The organism is Pseudomonas sp. NFACC02, assembly GCF_900110765.1.
Lineage (GTDB): Bacteria > Pseudomonadota > Gammaproteobacteria > Pseudomonadales > Pseudomonadaceae > Aquipseudomonas.
Genome location: NZ_FOEO01000026.1, coordinates 57253 through 73500, shown reverse-complemented (window position 1 = coordinate 73500; position 16248 = coordinate 57253). Strand labels below are relative to the sequence as shown.

At 59.2% G+C, this 16248-nt stretch carries 16 protein-coding genes; 8 read left to right on the top strand and 8 right to left on the bottom strand.

What is annotated here, in order from left to right:
- Positions 1–287 precede the first annotated feature (287 nt).
- Positions 288–1295, bottom strand: coding sequence for an alpha/beta fold hydrolase (locus tag BMY73_RS19375; protein WP_092409102.1), 1008 nt, complete (start codon positions 1293–1295; stop codon positions 288–290).
- A 162-nt stretch (positions 1296–1457) separates the two neighbouring features.
- Between BMY73_RS19375 and BMY73_RS19370 the strand changes: the two genes are divergently transcribed.
- The 3 genes from BMY73_RS19370 to tsaA all read left to right on the top strand — a co-directional run bounded on the left by BMY73_RS19370 (position 1458) and on the right by tsaA (position 3418).
- On the top strand, positions 1458–2168 hold the full coding sequence (locus tag BMY73_RS19370; RefSeq protein WP_092409100.1) for an rRNA pseudouridine synthase: 711 nt from the start codon (positions 1458–1460) through the stop codon (positions 2166–2168).
- Between the two features lie 66 nt (positions 2169–2234).
- Entirely contained in the window at positions 2235–2696 is a 462-nt protein-coding gene (locus BMY73_RS19365) for a YehS family protein (RefSeq protein WP_062382788.1), read from the top strand.
- Between the two features lie 17 nt (positions 2697–2713).
- Complete coding sequence (gene tsaA, locus BMY73_RS19360) at positions 2714–3418, top strand: tRNA (N6-threonylcarbamoyladenosine(37)-N6)-methyltransferase TrmO (protein ID WP_092409098.1); 705 nt, start codon at positions 2714–2716, stop codon at positions 3416–3418.
- Between the two features lie 285 nt (positions 3419–3703).
- Here tsaA and fpr read toward each other — a convergent pair whose 3' ends face one another.
- The gene (gene fpr / locus BMY73_RS19355; RefSeq protein ID WP_002554680.1) at positions 3704–4483 is read right to left on the bottom strand and encodes a ferredoxin-NADP reductase; all 780 of its coding nucleotides are present in this window, start codon (positions 4481–4483) and stop codon (positions 3704–3706) included.
- A 121-nt stretch (positions 4484–4604) separates the two neighbouring features.
- On the opposite strand from fpr, the gene BMY73_RS19350 reads away from it, so the two are divergent.
- Positions 4605–5531 carry a LysR family transcriptional regulator gene (locus BMY73_RS19350; RefSeq protein WP_092409096.1) on the top strand — a complete coding sequence of 309 codons (927 nt, stop codon included), beginning with the start codon at positions 4605–4607 and terminating at the stop codon, positions 5529–5531.
- Between the two features lie 22 nt (positions 5532–5553).
- Here BMY73_RS19350 and BMY73_RS19345 read toward each other — a convergent pair whose 3' ends face one another.
- Both BMY73_RS19345 and erdR read right to left on the bottom strand, forming a co-directional pair.
- Positions 5554–5922 carry a diacylglycerol kinase gene (locus BMY73_RS19345; RefSeq protein ID WP_062382795.1) on the bottom strand — a complete coding sequence of 123 codons (369 nt, stop codon included), beginning with the start codon at positions 5920–5922 and terminating at the stop codon, positions 5554–5556.
- A gap of 105 nt (positions 5923–6027) precedes the next feature.
- On the bottom strand, positions 6028–6675 hold the full coding sequence (erdR, locus tag BMY73_RS19340; protein ID WP_092409094.1) for a response regulator transcription factor ErdR: 648 nt from the start codon (positions 6673–6675) through the stop codon (positions 6028–6030).
- Between the two features lie 224 nt (positions 6676–6899).
- On the opposite strand from erdR, the gene BMY73_RS19335 reads away from it, so the two are divergent.
- Complete coding sequence (locus BMY73_RS19335; protein WP_092409092.1) at positions 6900–7790, top strand: DMT family transporter; 891 nt, start codon at positions 6900–6902, stop codon at positions 7788–7790.
- Between the two features lie 91 nt (positions 7791–7881).
- Here the strand turns inward: BMY73_RS19335 and BMY73_RS19330 are convergent, their stop codons facing one another.
- On the bottom strand, positions 7882–8592 hold the full coding sequence (locus BMY73_RS19330) for a tRNA-uridine aminocarboxypropyltransferase (RefSeq protein ID WP_092409090.1): 711 nt from the start codon (positions 8590–8592) through the stop codon (positions 7882–7884).
- A 219-nt stretch (positions 8593–8811) separates the two neighbouring features.
- Between BMY73_RS19330 and BMY73_RS19325 the strand changes: the two genes are divergently transcribed.
- On the top strand, positions 8812–9237 hold the full coding sequence (locus BMY73_RS19325) for a PA3611 family quorum-sensing-regulated virulence factor (protein ID WP_062382803.1): 426 nt from the start codon (positions 8812–8814) through the stop codon (positions 9235–9237).
- 474 nt (positions 9238–9711) lie between these two features.
- Positions 9712–10827: an LOG family protein gene (locus BMY73_RS19320; protein ID WP_092409088.1), complete on the top strand. Its 1116-nt coding sequence runs from the start codon at positions 9712–9714 to the stop codon at positions 10825–10827.
- A gap of 93 nt (positions 10828–10920) precedes the next feature.
- On the opposite strand, the gene recX is transcribed toward BMY73_RS19320, so the two are convergent.
- From recX to BMY73_RS19305, 3 genes are all read right to left on the bottom strand, one after another.
- Entirely contained in the window at positions 10921–11391 is a 471-nt protein-coding gene (gene recX, locus BMY73_RS19315) for a recombination regulator RecX (RefSeq protein ID WP_062382807.1), read from the bottom strand.
- An 8-nt stretch (positions 11392–11399) separates the two neighbouring features.
- Entirely contained in the window at positions 11400–12464 is a 1065-nt protein-coding gene (gene recA / locus BMY73_RS19310) for a recombinase RecA (protein ID WP_092409086.1), read from the bottom strand.
- 85 nt (positions 12465–12549) lie between these two features.
- Entirely contained in the window at positions 12550–13065 is a 516-nt protein-coding gene (locus tag BMY73_RS19305; protein ID WP_092409084.1) for a CinA family protein, read from the bottom strand.
- A gap of 486 nt (positions 13066–13551) precedes the next feature.
- Here BMY73_RS19305 and mutS point away from each other — a divergent pair, with 486 nt between their 5' ends.
- The gene (mutS, locus tag BMY73_RS19300; RefSeq protein WP_175500217.1) at positions 13552–16119 is read left to right on the top strand and encodes a DNA mismatch repair protein MutS; all 2568 of its coding nucleotides are present in this window, start codon (positions 13552–13554) and stop codon (positions 16117–16119) included.
- Positions 16120–16248: the final 129 nt, after the last annotated feature.

The window sequence follows — 16248 nt, the reverse complement described above, 5'->3', positions numbered from 1 at the left end:
TGCCCATGCCTTTGAAACGACGCGGATCTTGTAGGAGCCGTCCGAGGTTACGAGGGCAGCGAACGCGGTGTGTCAGTCACTGTTGATGGTGCTGATTCACCGCATTCGCCAGCAAGCCGGCTCAGTATCCGCGTCGCCCTAGTCTTTGGACGACGCTGTCTCTGTAGGAGCCGTCCGAGGTTACGAGGGCCGCGAATGCGGTGTGTCAGCCACTGTTGATGTTGCTGATTCACCGCACTCGACAGCAAGCCGGCACAATGTTGTTCATGCAGCGTCTCAGCCAGAAATCACGCGCCCGCCCAGCGCTTCAGACTTTCCAGCAAAACCCGATTGAACTGCTGCGGATCCTGGATCTGCGGCGCGTGTCCCAGGCCGGCAAACTCGATCAGGGTCGCCTGCGGAATGCGCCTGGCGACCGCCTTGCCCAACTCGGGATAGTTACCCAGCGTCTTGCGCAGCGCTTCCGGCGCGGCGTCTTTGGCGATGGCCGTGTTGTCTTTCTGCCCGATGAACAACACCGTCGGCATCTTCAGCTTTTCGAAGTCGTAGAACACCGGCTGATTGAAGATCATTTCGTAGGTTTGCGCCGACGCCCTGGCCACCTCTTCCTTGCCTTTGCCATTGAACATGCCGGCCTGCATATCGACCCAATGATCGAACTCCGGCCGCCATTCGTTGGCGTAATAGGTCGATTGCTGATATTTGCGGATGCTTTCGGCACTGGTCTTCAGCTCACGGGCATACCAGTCGTCAAAACTGCGCTCGGGCACGCCTTTGGCTTTCCAGTCTTCAAGGCCGATCGGATTGACCAATAGCAGTTGGTCCACCTGATCCGGGTACATCAAGGCAAAGCGTGTCGCCAGCATGCCCCCCATGGAGTGACCGACCACGGTGACATGATCAATGCCCAGGCTTGTCAGCAAGGCCTTGGTGTTCTGCGCCAATTGCTCAAATGAATACGTGTAGTCGGCGGGCTTGCTGGAACGACAAAAGCCGATCTGATCGGGCGCCACCACGCGATAACCTGCGGCCGTCAGCGCCTTGATACTGCCTTCCCAGGTGGCGCCGCAAAAGTTCTTGCCGTGCAGCATCAGCACACTCCTGCCGTTCGGCGTACCGGTCGGCTTGATGTCCATGTAGCCCATCTGCACCGGTTTGCCCTGCGACTCGAAGGCGAAATTCTGCGCGGGAAACGGGTACTGAAACCCTTCCAGTTGCGGACCGTAAGAAGGCGTCTGTGCAGCAAGCAGGGGCAAGCTGACAGTCATCAGCAACGCGGGTAGCCATTTGATCATGAAAAAGCTCCATCTGAAGTAGGAATCAAGAGCAGACCCACGCTGCTCCCGGAAAAATCCTTCAGATGGAGTCTTATCGAGGAAGCATTTTCAATGTTGCCGCGATTAACGGTGCTTGCATGGGTACAATAGGCGCCTTTCCCTTCTGTTACGGCTTTTCTCATGACTGACCCCATTCGCCTTTCCAAACGCCTCATCGAGCTGGTCGGCTGCTCGCGCCGCGAAGCCGAGCTGTTCATCGAAGGCGGTTGGGTCACGGTGGACGGCGTTGTCGTCGACGAGCCGCAATTCAAGGTCGAGAACCAGACCGTCGTGCTCAGCCCGGAGGCCAAGGCCGTCACCCCTGAAGCCGTGACGATCCTGTTCAACGTTCCGGCTGGTATGAGCCCTGAAAAAGCCCTGTCGCTGATTACGCCCGAGTCGCTGTCGGCCGAGCACAGCTTCGGCAAGCGTCCGCTCAAAGGCCACTTCTTGCGTCTGGAAGCCATCTCGACGTTACAAGCCAATGCCAGCGGCTTGATGGTGTTCAGCCAGGACTGGAAAATCCTGCGCAAGTTGACCGACGACCGCAGCAAGATCGAACAGGAATACGTCGTCGAGATCGACGGCGAGATGGTTGCTCACGGCCTCAACCGCCTGAATCACGGCCTGATGTACAAGGGCAAGGAACTGCCCAAGGTCAAAGCCAGCTGGCAGAACGAAACCCGCCTGCGCTTCGCCATGAAGAACCCGCAGCCTGGCGTCATCGCCCAACTGTGCGAGGCGGTCGGCCTCAAGGTGGTGTCGATCAGACGGATCCGCGTGGGCGGTGTCTCGATCGGCAAGGTGCCGGAAGGCCAATGGCGCTACATGACCGACAAAGAAAAGTTCTAACCCGCATTTTCAGCGCTGTGCGGCACTCGCGCGCGCTTACACCCGATTGATCAGGACACACGCATCATGATGAACAACGATGTACTGCGTAGCATCCGCTACATGCTTGATATCAGCGACGCCAAGGTGGCGGACATTATCAAGCTGGGCGGTTTCGACGTGACCAAGGCTCAGATCATGGCCTACATGAAGAAAGACGAAGAGGAAGGTTTCGAGCCTTGCAGCGACGAAGTCATGGCCCACTTTCTCGACGGTCTGGTGTTCTTCAAACGCGGCAAGGACGAAACCCGTCCTCAGTTACCTATCGAATTGCCGATGACCAATAACATCGTGCTGAAAAAGCTGCGCGTCGCTTTCGAGCTAAAGGAAGACGACATGCACGCCATTCTCAAGGCCGCCGAATTTCCCGTGTCCAAGCCTGAATTGAGCGCCTTGTTTCGCAAAGCCGGGCATAACAACTACCGCCCATGCGGCGACCAGCTGCTGCGCAATTTCCTGCGCGGGCTGACGTTGCGCATTCGCGGCTGAAGGCTGTCGACGACTCGATGAACCCAAGCTACAGCGTTTCCCCCATTGGTTTCGTGCGCTCCTGCTTTAGGGAAAAGTTCGCCATTCCGCGCCAACCTCAGCTGGCACCGGCAGCCCGTGGCGTGCTTGAGCTGGTGGCGCCATTTAACCAAGGTGAGGCCGTAGAGGGGCTGGAACAGGTCAGTCATGTCTGGTTGCTGTTTTTGTTCCATCAAGCGCTGGAGGACAAACCCAGACTGAAGGTGCGCCCTCCCCGGCTTGGGGGCAATCAGTCGATGGGCGTGTTTGCCACCCGGGCCACGCATCGGCCTAACGGCATCGGTCAATCGGTGGTGAAGCTGGAGAAAGTCGAAGCCGGACGATTGTGGCTGTCGGGCATCGATCTGCTGGACGGCACGCCGGTGCTGGACGTCAAGCCTTACGTGCCCTATGCCGATGTCGTGGCTGATGCCAGCAACCACATGGCTGCCGCCGCGCCGACGCTGATTCCCGTGCAGTGGGACGATGCAGCGCTCGCGCAGGCGCATGAACATGCCCTGCGTCTGGGTGAGCCTCTGGTGGAGCTGATAGACCAATGCCTGGCCCAAGACCCGCGCCCGGCGTATCAAGTGCCAGTGCCAGAGCGTGTGTATGGCGCGCAATTCTGGGATCTGGACGTGCGCTGGCATTATCCGCAGGCAGGCCTGATTCGGGTGCTGGAAGTCGTACTCGCGTCCGCTTGATCCCGCTGCACGCTTACAACCATCGCCCACAATGATCGCCCACAAAAAAACCGCCTGGTCCGTGACCTCCAGGCGGTTTTTTTGTCAGGCACTAAAAGCGCTAGTGCCCGCACTGATCGCTTCGCGAGCACGCTCGCTCCCACAAAGGACTCCAGACGAAGCCCTGATATTCAGCCAGATGCAAAACCCTGTGGGACCGAGCTTGCTCGGGAAGGGGCCGCAGTAAACGCTGAATATCTTCAGTCAGGATAAGCCCCGCAAGCATGAAGACCTGCGGGCTGAGCATCACTTCTCGACGAATGCACGCTCGATCAGGTAATCACCCGGCTCACGCATGCGTGGCGAAACGGTCAGACCGAAGCTGTTCAGCACTTCGCTGGTTTCGTCGAGCATGCTTGGGCTGCCGCACAGCATGGCGCGGTCGTCCTGCGGGTTGATCGGCGGCAGACCGATATCGCTGAACAGCTTGCCGCTGCGCATCAGGTCAGTCAGGCGGCCTTCGTTTTCGAACGGCTCGCGGGTAACGGTCGGGTAGTAGATCAGCTTGTCGCGCAGCGCTTCGCCAAAGAATTCATTCTGCGGCAAGTGCTCGGTGATGAATTCGCGGTAGGCGACTTCGTTCACGTAGCGCACGCCGTGGCACAGGATGACCTTTTCAAAACGCTCGTAGGTTTCCGGGTCCTGGATCACGCTCATGAACGGCGCAAGACCGGTGCCGGTGCTGAGCAGGTACAGGTGTTTGCCTGGCTTGAGGTCATCCAGAACCAGCGTGCCCGTAGGCTTTTTGCTGATGATGATCTCGTCGCCTTCCTTGAGGTGCTGCAACTGCGAGGTCAGCGGGCCATCCGGCACTTTAATGCTGAAGAACTCCAGATGCTCTTCCCAGTTTGGGCTGGCGATGGAGTAGGCACGCATGAGCGGGCGCCCGTTTGGCTGCTGCAGACCGATCATGACGAACTGACCGTTCTCGAAGCGCAGGCCTGGATCACGGGTGCACTTGAAACTGAAGAGGGTGTCGTTCCAGTGATGAACGCTGAGGACACGCTCGTGATTCATGTTGCTCATGGTACGTGGAGACTCCTGAAAGGTGCATGCGCTGGTCAAAGCGCCATTGCGCGATATTCTAGTGGCAGACACAATATCTGTTAACTGAATTATCAAGATATGGGTTATCGGTTATATAGATATGCGATTTACTCTCCGTCAGTTGCAAGTGTTCGTCGCCGTAGCCCAGCAGGAAAGCGTTTCCCGCGCTGCCGTGCAGCTTTCTCTGTCGCAATCGGCGGCCAGTACCTCCATCACCGAACTCGAACGGCAGTCCAGTTGCCAACTGTTCGATCGCGCCGGTAAACGCCTGAGCCTCAATGCCACCGGGCGCCAGTTGCTGCCCCAGGCGGTTGCCTTGCTGGACCAAGCCAAGGAAATCGAGGACCTGCTCAACGGTAAATCCGGTTTTGGCTCATTGGCGGTCGGCGCGACCCTGACCATTGGCAATTATCTGGCCACATTATTGATCGGCAGCTTCATGCAACGTCACCCGGAAAGCCAAGTGAAGCTGCATGTGCAGAACACTGCCAATATCGTGCAGCAGGTGGCGCACTACGAAATCGACCTGGGCTTGATCGAGGGTGATTGCAGCCATCCCGACATTGAGGTGCAAACCTGGGTAGAGGACGAGCTCGTGGTGTTCTGCGCGCCGCAACACCCACTGGCCCAACGCGGGCATGCCACGCTTGCGGAGTTGACACAGGAAGCCTGGATTCTTCGGGAGCAGGGTTCAGGCACGCGCCTGACGTTCGATCAGGCGATGCGTCATCACCTCAACAGCCTGAATGTGCGCCTTGAGCTTGAGCACACCGAGGCGATCAAACGCGCGGTGGAATCGGGACTGGGGATCGGTTGCATCTCCCGGCTGGCGTTGCGTGATGCCTTCCGCCGGGGCAGCCTGGTCGCAGTGGAAACACCGGAGCTGGATCTGGTGCGTCAGTTTTACTTCATCTGGCACAAGCAGAAATACCAGACCTCGGCCATCCGCGAATTTCTGGACCTTTGCCGCGCCTTCACGGCTGGCGTGCGGCGCAGCGACGAGATCGTGTTGCCCAGCATTGCCTGACGCTGGGCAGACGTATGTCCGGTCAACCCAACAGAATCAACGCCCAGACCACGGCGATCATGCTCAACGCGACGAACTGAGCCGCGCTGCCCATGTCTTTGGCATTTTTCGACAGCGGATGGCGGTCCAGGGAAATCCGGTCAATGGCCGCTTCAATGGCAGAGTTCAGCAATTCGACGATCAGCGCGAGCAGACACACGGCGATGAGAATCGCCCGCTCACCCCGGCTGACATGAAACAGAAACGACACCGGGATCAGAATGACGTTGAGCAGCACCAGTTGACGAAACGCTGCCTCGCCTTTGAAGGCGGCGGTCAGACCGTCAAGTGAATACCCGGAAGCGTTGAGAATACGTTTAAGGCCGGTTTGACCTTTGAAAGGCGACGTCATAGGAAAACTACTGATAAAAGAAAACGGTGGAGGCTAGTTCAGCGGCGGTCAAAAAAGTGTGAAGAACAGCCGCTGAAGGCCGCGAAAAGCGGTGAAACAGACGCTTCAGTTGGGCGAAATCGATTCCAGTTGTTGCAAGAGCAAGGCGGCCTGCGTTCGCGTTCGCACGTTCAGCTTGCGAAAGATCGCGGTCACGTGGGCTTTGATAGTGGCCTCTGACACACTCAGCTCATAGGCAATCTGTTTGTTCAGCAAGCCTTCACAGACCATGGTCAGCACGCGGAACTGCTGCGGCGTCAGGCTGGCAAGACCTTCACTGGCAGCTTTGGCCTCCGCCGAGACGCTCACGTTTTCGTTGACCTGCGCCGGCCACCAGACGTCGCCGTCGAGCACCGTGCGCACCGCCTGCTGGATGGTTTCCAGCGAACTGGATTTTGGAATGAACCCGCTGGCGCCGAACTCCTTCGACTTGACCACCACAGCCGCCTCTTCCTGCGCCGACACCATGACCACAGGGACTTGCGGGTATTGCCCTCGGAGCAGCACGAGCCCAGAGAACCCATAGGCTCCGGGCATGTTCAGGTCCAGCAACACCAGATCCCAATCGGACTTCTCAGTCAGACGCGCCTCCAGGTCGGCGATGCTTTCCGCTTCGACCAGTCGGGCCTCGGGGCCCAAACCCAGGGTCAAGGCCTGGTGCAAGGCGCTACGGAACAAAGGATGGTCATCGGCGATCAGGATTTCGTAGGTCATTTCATGATCCTGTTTATAGGTGAGCGCCGAAGGATTCGGCGATCACGATGGCATCGGCAAATGCCACCCTTTCACGGAGCGTCAGTGCGACGCAAACAACGCCCGCGCACGCAGGAAGTGGCGTTCAAGCACTCATGCGGCGCCAAGGATGCCCAGCGAAGCCGGGGTGGTCAAGTTCGGCGCTTTGCGGCACAGTCTGCGCCCCGATTCTTGCGAGTGCCCTCATGCAAAAACACGCCCTCCGAGCGGATCTGCTCATGCTCCTGACCGCGATGATCTGGGGCAGCGGTTTCGTCGCCCAAACCGCCGGCATGGATCACATCGGTCCCTATCTGTATTCGGGGCTACGCTTCGCATTGGGCTCGATCTGTCTGCTGCCATTGGTACTACGCCGCCCGGCAACCGGGCCCGCTCCCGAACCGTTACTGACTCGTGGCCTGCTACAAGGCGGCATCGTCATGGGCCTTGCGCTGGCACTGGGCATCAATCTGCAACAGGTCGGCCTGCTGTTCACCAGCGTCACGAACTCAGGCTTTATCACCGGCCTCTACGTCATTGTAGTTCCCCTGCTGGGCCTGCTTCTCGGCCATAAGACCGGCATCGGCACGTGGCTGGGTTGCGTACTGGCCGTCATCGGCATGTTCTTGTTGAGCGTAGGCGACAACTTCCATGTCGCGTCCGGCGATTGGCTGCAACTGATGGGCGCGTTTGTCTGGGGTGGCCATGTGATTCTGGTCGGGGTATTCGCGAGCCGCCACGACCCGATTCGCCTGGCGTTCCTTCAGTTCGTGACGTGCGCGGTGGTCAGCCTGATACTGGCTCTGATGTTCGAACCCATCGCAATGGACGCCATACTCGCGGCGGGCCCCGCCCTGTTGTACGGCGGCGTGGTGGCGGTAGGGATCGGTTACACCCTGCAGGTCGTGGCACAGAAGCACGCCATTGCCTCCCATGCCGCGATCATCCTGTCGCTTGAGGCGGTTTTTGCCGCCATTGCCGGTGCGTGGCTGCTGGGCGAAGCACTGCAGATCCGCGGCTATGTCGGCTGCGCGCTGATGCTGGCGGGGATGCTGCTGGCGCAGTTGTGGCCAAGGAATGCCCAGTCCGCCCATTGAGTGAATGCCCGCCTGGATCCGTTTATCCAGGGTTGCAAGAGGGCGAGTGTCGCCGTGGATAGCCGGGCGGCATCAGGATCGAGATGGTCGCCTAGATGAACGCTTTCAAATAGCGGTGCGGGGCGTCGTCCGGATCGATGGGCTGCTGAAATTTCGCTCCGAGGTAATGAGCACTGAATACATCCAGGTACGCATCCAGCACCCCGGCCGCCTGCTGATCGTCAGCCAGCTCCAGGCAGAGGGCCGCCACTTCTGCGGTGCAGAAATGATCATCGCGCTTTGACCGGCGCAGGCGATACCGCGACATCTGTTCCGGCGCCAGACTCAGCACCGGCAGATGATCCAGGTACGGGCTTTTGCGGAACATCTTGCGGGCTTCCGGCCAGGTCGCATCGAGCAAGATAAAGAGTGGGCGCTTGCCCGGCGCAACGTTCACCTCTGTTACCACCCGCTCGGCAGCGACAAACTCCCCCGGAAACACAATATAGGGCTGCCACTGCGGATCATTCAGCAACGCGGGCAGCTTTTCGTCCACGTCGGTTCGCGACCAGGTAAATGCCTCGGTGTCTTTGATCACGTCGGCGATCAACCAGCCAGTATTGGTGGGCTTGAGCGGCTCAGTGTCATACATCAACAAGCAGACGGCCGACGTTGCGCTGACCGAAGGCTTCCATGCACACAGACAATGGCTCTCAATGACACGGCAGCCGGGGCACCGTGGAGCTCGCGCGCCGCGTGCGATGAACGGCCGGGTGCTGCGCGCCAATCGTTCAGCACGAAGTCGCGAGACAGCGTGGCTCATGGCTGCAGACACCAAGAGCACGGAGCTGGACGGAAAGAGGACAGTGACACGATGAATTTCCGACAGAGAAAAGTCGCCGCAGTCTATCAGAGACGCCCGGCTCTCTGGTGTACGTCGACACGACTCCCCTATACTTGCCGGCCTTGAAAGCCTTATGTCGCCAGTGAACGCCCGCGAACGTTATCGGTCCAACGACGTTCACTGCCCCAGGAGAATCCAATGCTGCGCCTCATCGCCCCCGCTCTCACGCTTTTGCTCATTGCTCCGCTGTGCGCCAACGCGGCGTCCAAGCAGGATTACGAACTGAACAAAGAGCTGGAACAAGTCGCGGCGAAAAGCAACGTCGGAAAGCCCAATGCTATCAGTGAAGACATCCTTGACCAAGGTTACACCGTCGAAGGCAAGATCCTCATTGACCATCTGAGCGTCCAGGCGGGCCAGGCCCAACAAATGCGCGAGAACCCCGAACTCGTCGGGCATCAGTTGGGCACGAGCGTGTGCCGCAATCCGGGATACCGCCAACTGATGGCCAAGGGTGCAATCCTGCGCTATGAGTTCCGGGAATACAAAACCGATCGCCCGATCACCACTCAGCAGATCACCGCCGCCGATTGTGCCGCGAAACCACCTGCCAAGAAGAAGTAACCCCTCTCTCTCCAGTGCGCCGCGCGCCGTCGCCAATCCTCGGCGCGCAGTTTGGCCACCGGCACCCGTCGATAAAGAGCGTGCCCCGTTCCGTTTCAGGGGGGGGGTACTCACGGCTGCCCCAGCGTCGAATGATTACCCCGCCCCCTCGCTCAAGAGCGCGAACACCACTCAACTGCACGCGCAAAGAGTCGTTGCCAGCACCGACGTTTCGGGCACATCATCAAGCCACGTGTTATCCAGACAGTCGTGTTTTCGTCACCCGCTGGAGGCAAAAGGGGGTTGCCTCTCACCTTCGTCAACCTCAACGTTTTTCTTTTCAACCCAAGGACACAGGCAGAATCAGTGAGGCGCAATTCGACGCCATCCGGTACTGACCCTCGCCAGAGGTGGGCTATCCGCAGCGACGCATGAGGCGTCGTGATCCTGTCGAACGAGTCAGGATCGATGATTCTGCAGAAGGAGAAAATCTGAATGCCTTACGAACCCAATGATGTGTTATCTCGCCATTTCCAGAGTACCGGCGTCGACCTCACCCGCAAGGTCGAAGAACAGTTGAACCTGGTCGCCCCCAACAGTCCTAACCTTCCGTTGTACAGGGACATGATGCTGACCGTTCTGCGCATGGCCCAGGACGACCGCAACCGATGGAACGCCAAGATCACCCTGCAGGCGCTGCGCGAACTGGATAACGCCTTTCGCGTCCTCGAACAATTCCGGGGTCGGCGAAAAGTGACGGTGTTCGGCTCCGCGCGCACACCCCTCGAGCATCCGATGTACGCCCTGGCGCGGGAGCTGGGCATGAAACTCGCTGCGTCCGACCTGATGGTCATCACTGGCGCTGGCGGTGGCATCATGGCAGCCGCTCACGAAGGCGCGGGGCTGGATTACAGCCTGGGATTCAACATCACCTTGCCCTTCGAACAGCACGCAAACGCCACGGTGGATGGCACCGGCAATCTGCTCCCGTTCCACTTCTTCTTCACGCGCAAGCTGTTCTTCGTAAAAGAAGCCGACGCCCTGGTACTCTGCCCGGGCGGCTTTGGCACGCTGGACGAGGCACTGGAAGTCCTGACCCTGATTCAGACGGGTAAAAGCCCGCTGGTCCCGATCGTGTTGCTGGATGCACCTGGCGGCACCTTCTGGGAAGGCGCCCTGACATTTATCAGGAACGAGCTTGAGGCCAACCGTTATATTCTGCCCACTGACATGAACCTGCTGAAACTGGTGTACAGCGCCGACGAAGCGGTCGAAGAGATCAACCAGTTCTACAGCAACTTCCACTCAAGCCGATGGCTGAAAAACACCTTCGTCATTCGCATGCACCACGCACTGAGCGAGAAGGCTTTGGCCCACATGCAAGAGGCGTTTGCCGACCTGCGGTTGAGCGATGATTTCCATCAGCACGGGTATCAGCAAGAGCATGACGAAGAACAGTTCAGCCACCTCACGCGGCTGGCGTTCACGTTCACCGGACGCAACCATGGACGATTGCGCATGCTGGTGGATTTCATTAACCAGCGTGAGAACTGGGCAAATCCAGTGGATGTGAGACCGTCACGCGGACGAGAGCCCATGCAGGCAACGTGACATGAAGCTCGCTCGGTGACTTTTAGAGATGTGTCCCACACCTCGCGTGGGACCGACCTCATACCGCACTTGGCTTATAAAGGGGCGGAATGACTAATAATCGTCGCCGCCCTTCCCGCTTAACAAGCGGCTGATGAGCTCCGGCGGGTACCCGCGATAGCTCAGAAAGCGCATCTGCTGGCCGCGCTCCCGGACATCTTGGGGCAACCGCCCTGCGAACTTGCGCTGCCAGGCTTCTTCCAGCTTTTCCCGCCAGTCGATACCACACTCCCGGAGCGCCTGCTCGATATCGGAACGTGGCAGACCTCGCTGCTGCAACTCTTCACGAATGCGCAACGGGCCGTAGCCGGACCGGGCACGGTAGGACACAAAACTTTCGAGATAACGGGATTCTGAAAGCAGCCCCTCTTCCGTCAAGCGGTCGAGGGCGGCTTCAATCATTTCAGGCGGGGCGCCGCGCTGACGCAGCTTACGCGTCAGCTCGACTCGACCATGCTCGCGACGTGCGAGCAGGTCCATTGCAGTACGCCGCACGGCGACGGGCGTATCAAGCTCTAGCGGCATGACGACAATCAGATATCGGCGTCAGCTTCGACTTCAGCCATATCGTCTTCGGCAGCGCGGGACGATTGAGCTTTGACATCCGGTGCCGCTGTCAGCAGTTTTTCCCGGATCTGCTTCTCCAGGGTCGCGCCGATTTCCGGGTTGTCCTGCAGGAACTTGGCCGAGTTGGCCTTGCCCTGGCCGATTTTGCTGCCCTGGTAGCTGTACCAGGCGCCAGATTTCTCCAGCAGACCATGAAGCACACCCAGATCGATGATCTCGCCGTTACGGTAGATGCCCTTGCCGTACAGAATCTGGAATTCAGCCTGACGGAATGGAGGTGCCACCTTGTTCTTCACGACCTTGACGCGGGTTTCGCTGCCCACCACTTCGTCGCCTTCTTTCACCGCGCCGGTACGGCGGATGTCCAGACGAACCGAGGCGTAGAACTTCAGCGCGTTACCACCGGTGGTGGTTTCCGGGCTGCCGAACATGACACCGATTTTCATACGGATCTGGTTAATGAAGATGACAAGACAGTTGGCGTTCTTGATGTTACCGGTGATCTTGCGCAGCGCCTGAGACATCAGACGGGCTTGCAGGCCGACGTGCATGTCGCCCATTTCGCCTTCGATTTCGGCCTTTGGCACCAACGCGGCAACGGAGTCGACGACGATGACGTCAATCGCGTTGGAGCGCACCAGCATGTCGGTGATTTCCAGCGCCTGTTCACCGGTGTCCGGCTGCGAAACCAGCAGGTCGTCGACATTGACGCCCAGTTTGCCGGCATACTCAGGGTCGAGCGCGTGCTCGGCGTCGACGAACGCACAGGTCGCGCCCATCTTTTGTGCTTCGGCGATGACCGACAGGGTCATCGTGGTTTTACCGGAAGACTCAGGACCGTAGATTTCAACGATCCGGCCTTTTGGCAGGCCACCGATACCCAGTGCGATATCGAGACCGAGCGAGCCGGTGGAGATAGCAGGAATAGCCTGGCGGTCATGGTCACCCATGCGCATCACGGCGCCTTTGCCGAACTGACGCTCGATCTGACCCAAGGCCGCAGCCAAGGCTTTCTTCTTGTTGTCGTCCATTGAAGTCCTCTCGTAATCGGTTAGGCCTGATGGCCGATATAACTGTATAAGTAGACAGTATTATTCCACAGGGTCAGGCGCGCGCCTACCCCTGATTTGGTATTTCTCCGCGGGTGAGCCGTATAAGCCCCTCTAGCGCGGCCTTCACCGTTTGTCGGCGCACCGCATCACGGTCGCCCGGGAACTGAAAACGCTGCGCAATCAACTGTTGCGCAGCGCCCCAGCAAATCCAGACAGTACCCACCGGCTTCTCCGCCGAGCCTCCATCCGGGCCCGCAACACCGCTGACCGCCACGGAAAACTGCGCAGCGCTGTGGCGTTGGGCACCAAGGGCCATCGCCTCGACCACCTCCCGGCTGACCGCGCCCACTTGACCGAGTAACGCTTCAGGCACATTGAGTTGTTGCGTCTTCTGGCGGTTGGAGTACGTGACGTACCCCGCCTCGAACCAGGCCGAACTGCCAGGGATACGCGTGATCGCTTCAGCGATCCCGCCACCGGTACAGGATTCAGCGGTGCTGACCTGGGCGCCTGCATCGAGCAGGCATTGACCCAGTGTGGCAGCCAGTTGAGTGATGTCGTCCACGAAACGCTCCTCTATCGATCACGCCATGGGCACACGCTACACGAGCCTTGCTCATGCGCAAGCCGACGCGTGACTGAAGCCTTGACCACAGCTGTTCCCGTCACCTAGGTGCGCTCCTGCTTTTCGGGGCATCGTTTCCTGACGGTTTCGATAATGGTCTCCCGAGGTCGCCGACGCGCTTCCTCGAGGGTGATAAAACGTCCATTGGTGGAATCCCTTCCGCGTTTACGTCGCATACATAACGTCCTTTTTTTGAAATGCCTGCCCGGAATCGGACAGCCGCCTCGACAGCCTAGACAGCCCTGGGCGCCTTGTGTCGCTTCAGAAACGTGACGCAACGAATCATCCGGGCCTGCGGCCTGCGAACGTGCGTGGTAACCTTGCGCCCATCGAAAAAGCAATCGGATCCGACGTCGGCCCATGTAGGTGGAGTTCCACGCGACGGTCCTTATTTGCCTCAATCCCCCTAAGAATTTGCCTAACCAACTGATGAATAAAGCAATTTCCGACCTCTCTTCGCACACCCCCATGATGCAGCAGTACTGGAAGCTGAAAAATCAGCATCCAGACCAGTTGATGTTCTATCGCATGGGTGACTTCTACGAGATTTTCTACGAAGACGCCAAAAAGGCGGCCAAACTGCTCGACATCACGCTGACCGCCCGAGGGCAGTCGGCCGGGCAAAGCATTCCCATGTGCGGCATCCCGTATCACGCAGCAGAGGGTTATCTCGCCAAGCTGGTGAAGCTGGGCGAGTCCGTGGTGATCTGCGAGCAGATCGGCGATCCGGCGACCAGCAAAGGGCCCGTCGAGCGTCAGGTGGTGCGCATCATTACCCCGGGCACGGTAAGTGACGAGGCATTGCTGGACGAACGTCGCGACAACCTCATTGCTGCGGTATTGGGCGATGAGCGACTGTTCGGACTCGCCGTCCTGGACATCACCAGTGGCAACTTCACTGTTCAGGAAATAAAAGGCTGGGAAAACCTGCTCGCAGAGCTCGAACGTATCAATCCCGTTGAGCTGTTGATTCCCGACGATTGGCCACAAGGTTTGCCTGCCGAGAAGCGCCGTGGTGCGCGTCGCCGTGCCCCTTGGGATTTCGAGCGCGACTCGGCGCACAAGAGTCTGTGTCAGCAATTCTCGACCCAGGACCTCAAAGGCTTTGGCTGCGAGACCCTGACCCTGGCCATCGGCGCTGCGGGTTGCCTGCTCGGCTATGCCAAGGAAACCCAGCGCACGGCGTTGCCACACTTGCGCAGCCTGCGTCATGAACGCATGGATGACACCGTCATTCTGGACGGTGCCAGCCGCCGTAACCTGGAGCTGGACACCAACCTGGCCGGGGGCCGCGACAATACCCTGCAATCGGTCATGGATCGCTGCCAGACCGCGATGGCCACACGCTTGCTGACGCGGTGGCTGAATCGGCCACTGCGCGATCTGAAGGTGCTGCAAGCGCGTCAGGAATCGATCGCTTGCTTCCTCGAGCACTATCGGTTCGAAAACCTGCAGCCGCAGTTGAAAGAAATTGGCGACATCGAACGGATTCTCGCGCGTATCGGCCTGCGCAACGCCCGTCCTCGGGATCTCGCGCGTCTGCGTGACGCCCTGGGTGCGCTGCCGGACCTGCAATTGGCGCTGGCTGAACTGGAGGCACCGCATATTCAGCAACTTGCGCGCACCACCAGCACTTATCCAGAGCTGGCCGACCTGCTGCAACGGGCCATTATCGACAACCCGCCCGCCGTGATCCGCGACGGCGGCGTATTGAAAACCGGCTACGACGCCGAACTCGATGAACTGCTGTCATTGAGCGAGAACGCCGGCCAGTTCCTGATCGACCTGGAAGCCCGAGAAAAGGCCCGAACCGGTCTCGCCAACCTGAAGGTCGGTTACAACCGTGTGCATGGCTACTTTATTGAGCTGCCGAGCAAGCAGGCCGAGCAGGCGCCCGCCGACTATATCCGTCGCCAGACGCTCAAGGGCGCTGAGCGCTTCATCACTCCGGAGCTTAAGGAATTCGAGGACAAGGCGCTGTCGGCCAAGAGCCGCGCCCTGGCTCGCGAAAAAATGCTCTACGAAACGCTGCTTGAAGACCTGATCGGTCATCTGGCACCGCTTCAGGACACCGCTGCGGCGCTCGCCGAACTGGACGTGCTGAGCAACCTGGCTGAGCGCGCGCTGAACCTTGACCTGAACTGTCCACGCTTCACGGACGAGCCCTGCATGCGCATCGAGCAAGGTCGTCACCCCGTGGTCGAGCAAGTGCTGTCATCGCCCTTCGTGGCCAACGATCTGGATCTGAACGACAACACCCGCATGCTGGTGATCACCGGTCCTAACATGGGCGGTAAATCCACCTACATGCGCCAGACCGCGTTGATCGTCTTGCTGGCCCATATCGGCAGCTTCGTTCCAGCCGCCAGTTGCGAGCTTTCGCTGGTCGACCGTATCTTCACCCGCATCGGCTCCAGCGACGATCTGGCGGGAGGACGCTCGACGTTCATGGTCGAAATGAGCGAAACCGCGAACATCCTGCACAACGCCACGGACAAAAGCCTGGTGCTGATGGACGAAGTCGGCCGCGGTACGAGCACGTTTGACGGGCTTTCACTGGCCTGGGCTGCGGCAGAATGTCTCGCCCAGCTGCGCGCCTACACACTGTTTGCTACGCACTATTTCGAGCTGACGGTGCTGCCGGAAAGCGAACCGCTGGTGGCCAACGTTCACCTCAACGCCACGGAGCACAACGAGCGCATCGTGTTCCTGCACCGTGTCCTACCTGGCCCCGCGAGTCAGAGTTACGGCCTGGCCGTGGCCCAGTTGGCGGGGGTTCCCGGCAAAGTGATCAGTCGTGCGAAGGAACACTTGCAGCGCCTTGAAACCACCAGCCTGCCCCATGAACAACCCAAGCCAAAGCCAGGCAAAACGCCAGCACCACAGCAGGCCGACCTGTTCGCCACGTTGCCGCACCCCGTGCTTGAAGAGTTGTCGAAGCTGAAGATTGACGACATGACGCCACGCCAGGCAATCGAATGGTTATATGGACTGCAAAACCGGATCTAACGGTCTTTGCAACAAGCTGTTAGAATCCCGCGCGGTTTGGGAATGGTGCGGCCTCTAGCCGGGCCGTAAGAGATCCGAGCCGCGTTCGAACACAGCGAACCAAAGTACCGCGCTCATGCTTTTCAGTAT

Excerpts from the sequence above, each read along its gene's own strand:
- BMY73_RS19375 (WP_092409102.1), bottom strand. The coding sequence starts at position 1,295 with ATGATCAAATGGCTACCCGCGTTGCTGATGACTGTCAGCTTGCCCCTG.
- BMY73_RS19370 (WP_092409100.1), top strand. The coding sequence starts at position 1,458 with ATGACTGACCCCATTCGCCTTTCCAAACGCCTCATCGAGCTGGTCGGC.
- BMY73_RS19365 (WP_062382788.1), top strand. The coding sequence starts at position 2,235 with ATGATGAACAACGATGTACTGCGTAGCATCCGCTACATGCTTGATATC.
- tsaA (WP_092409098.1), top strand. The coding sequence starts at position 2,714 with ATGAACCCAAGCTACAGCGTTTCCCCCATTGGTTTCGTGCGCTCCTGC.
- fpr (WP_002554680.1), bottom strand. The coding sequence starts at position 4,483 with ATGAGCAACATGAATCACGAGCGTGTCCTCAGCGTTCATCACTGGAAC.
- BMY73_RS19350 (WP_092409096.1), top strand. The coding sequence starts at position 4,605 with ATGCGATTTACTCTCCGTCAGTTGCAAGTGTTCGTCGCCGTAGCCCAG.
- BMY73_RS19345 (WP_062382795.1), bottom strand. The coding sequence starts at position 5,922 with ATGACGTCGCCTTTCAAAGGTCAAACCGGCCTTAAACGTATTCTCAAC.
- erdR (WP_092409094.1), bottom strand. The coding sequence starts at position 6,675 with ATGACCTACGAAATCCTGATCGCCGATGACCATCCTTTGTTCCGTAGC.
- BMY73_RS19335 (WP_092409092.1), top strand. The coding sequence starts at position 6,900 with ATGCAAAAACACGCCCTCCGAGCGGATCTGCTCATGCTCCTGACCGCG.
- BMY73_RS19330 (WP_092409090.1), bottom strand. The coding sequence starts at position 8,592 with ATGAGCCACGCTGTCTCGCGACTTCGTGCTGAACGATTGGCGCGCAGC.
- BMY73_RS19325 (WP_062382803.1), top strand. The coding sequence starts at position 8,812 with ATGCTGCGCCTCATCGCCCCCGCTCTCACGCTTTTGCTCATTGCTCCG.
- BMY73_RS19320 (WP_092409088.1), top strand. The coding sequence starts at position 9,712 with ATGCCTTACGAACCCAATGATGTGTTATCTCGCCATTTCCAGAGTACC.
- recX (WP_062382807.1), bottom strand. The coding sequence starts at position 11,391 with ATGCCGCTAGAGCTTGATACGCCCGTCGCCGTGCGGCGTACTGCAATG.
- recA (WP_092409086.1), bottom strand. The coding sequence starts at position 12,464 with ATGGACGACAACAAGAAGAAAGCCTTGGCTGCGGCCTTGGGTCAGATC.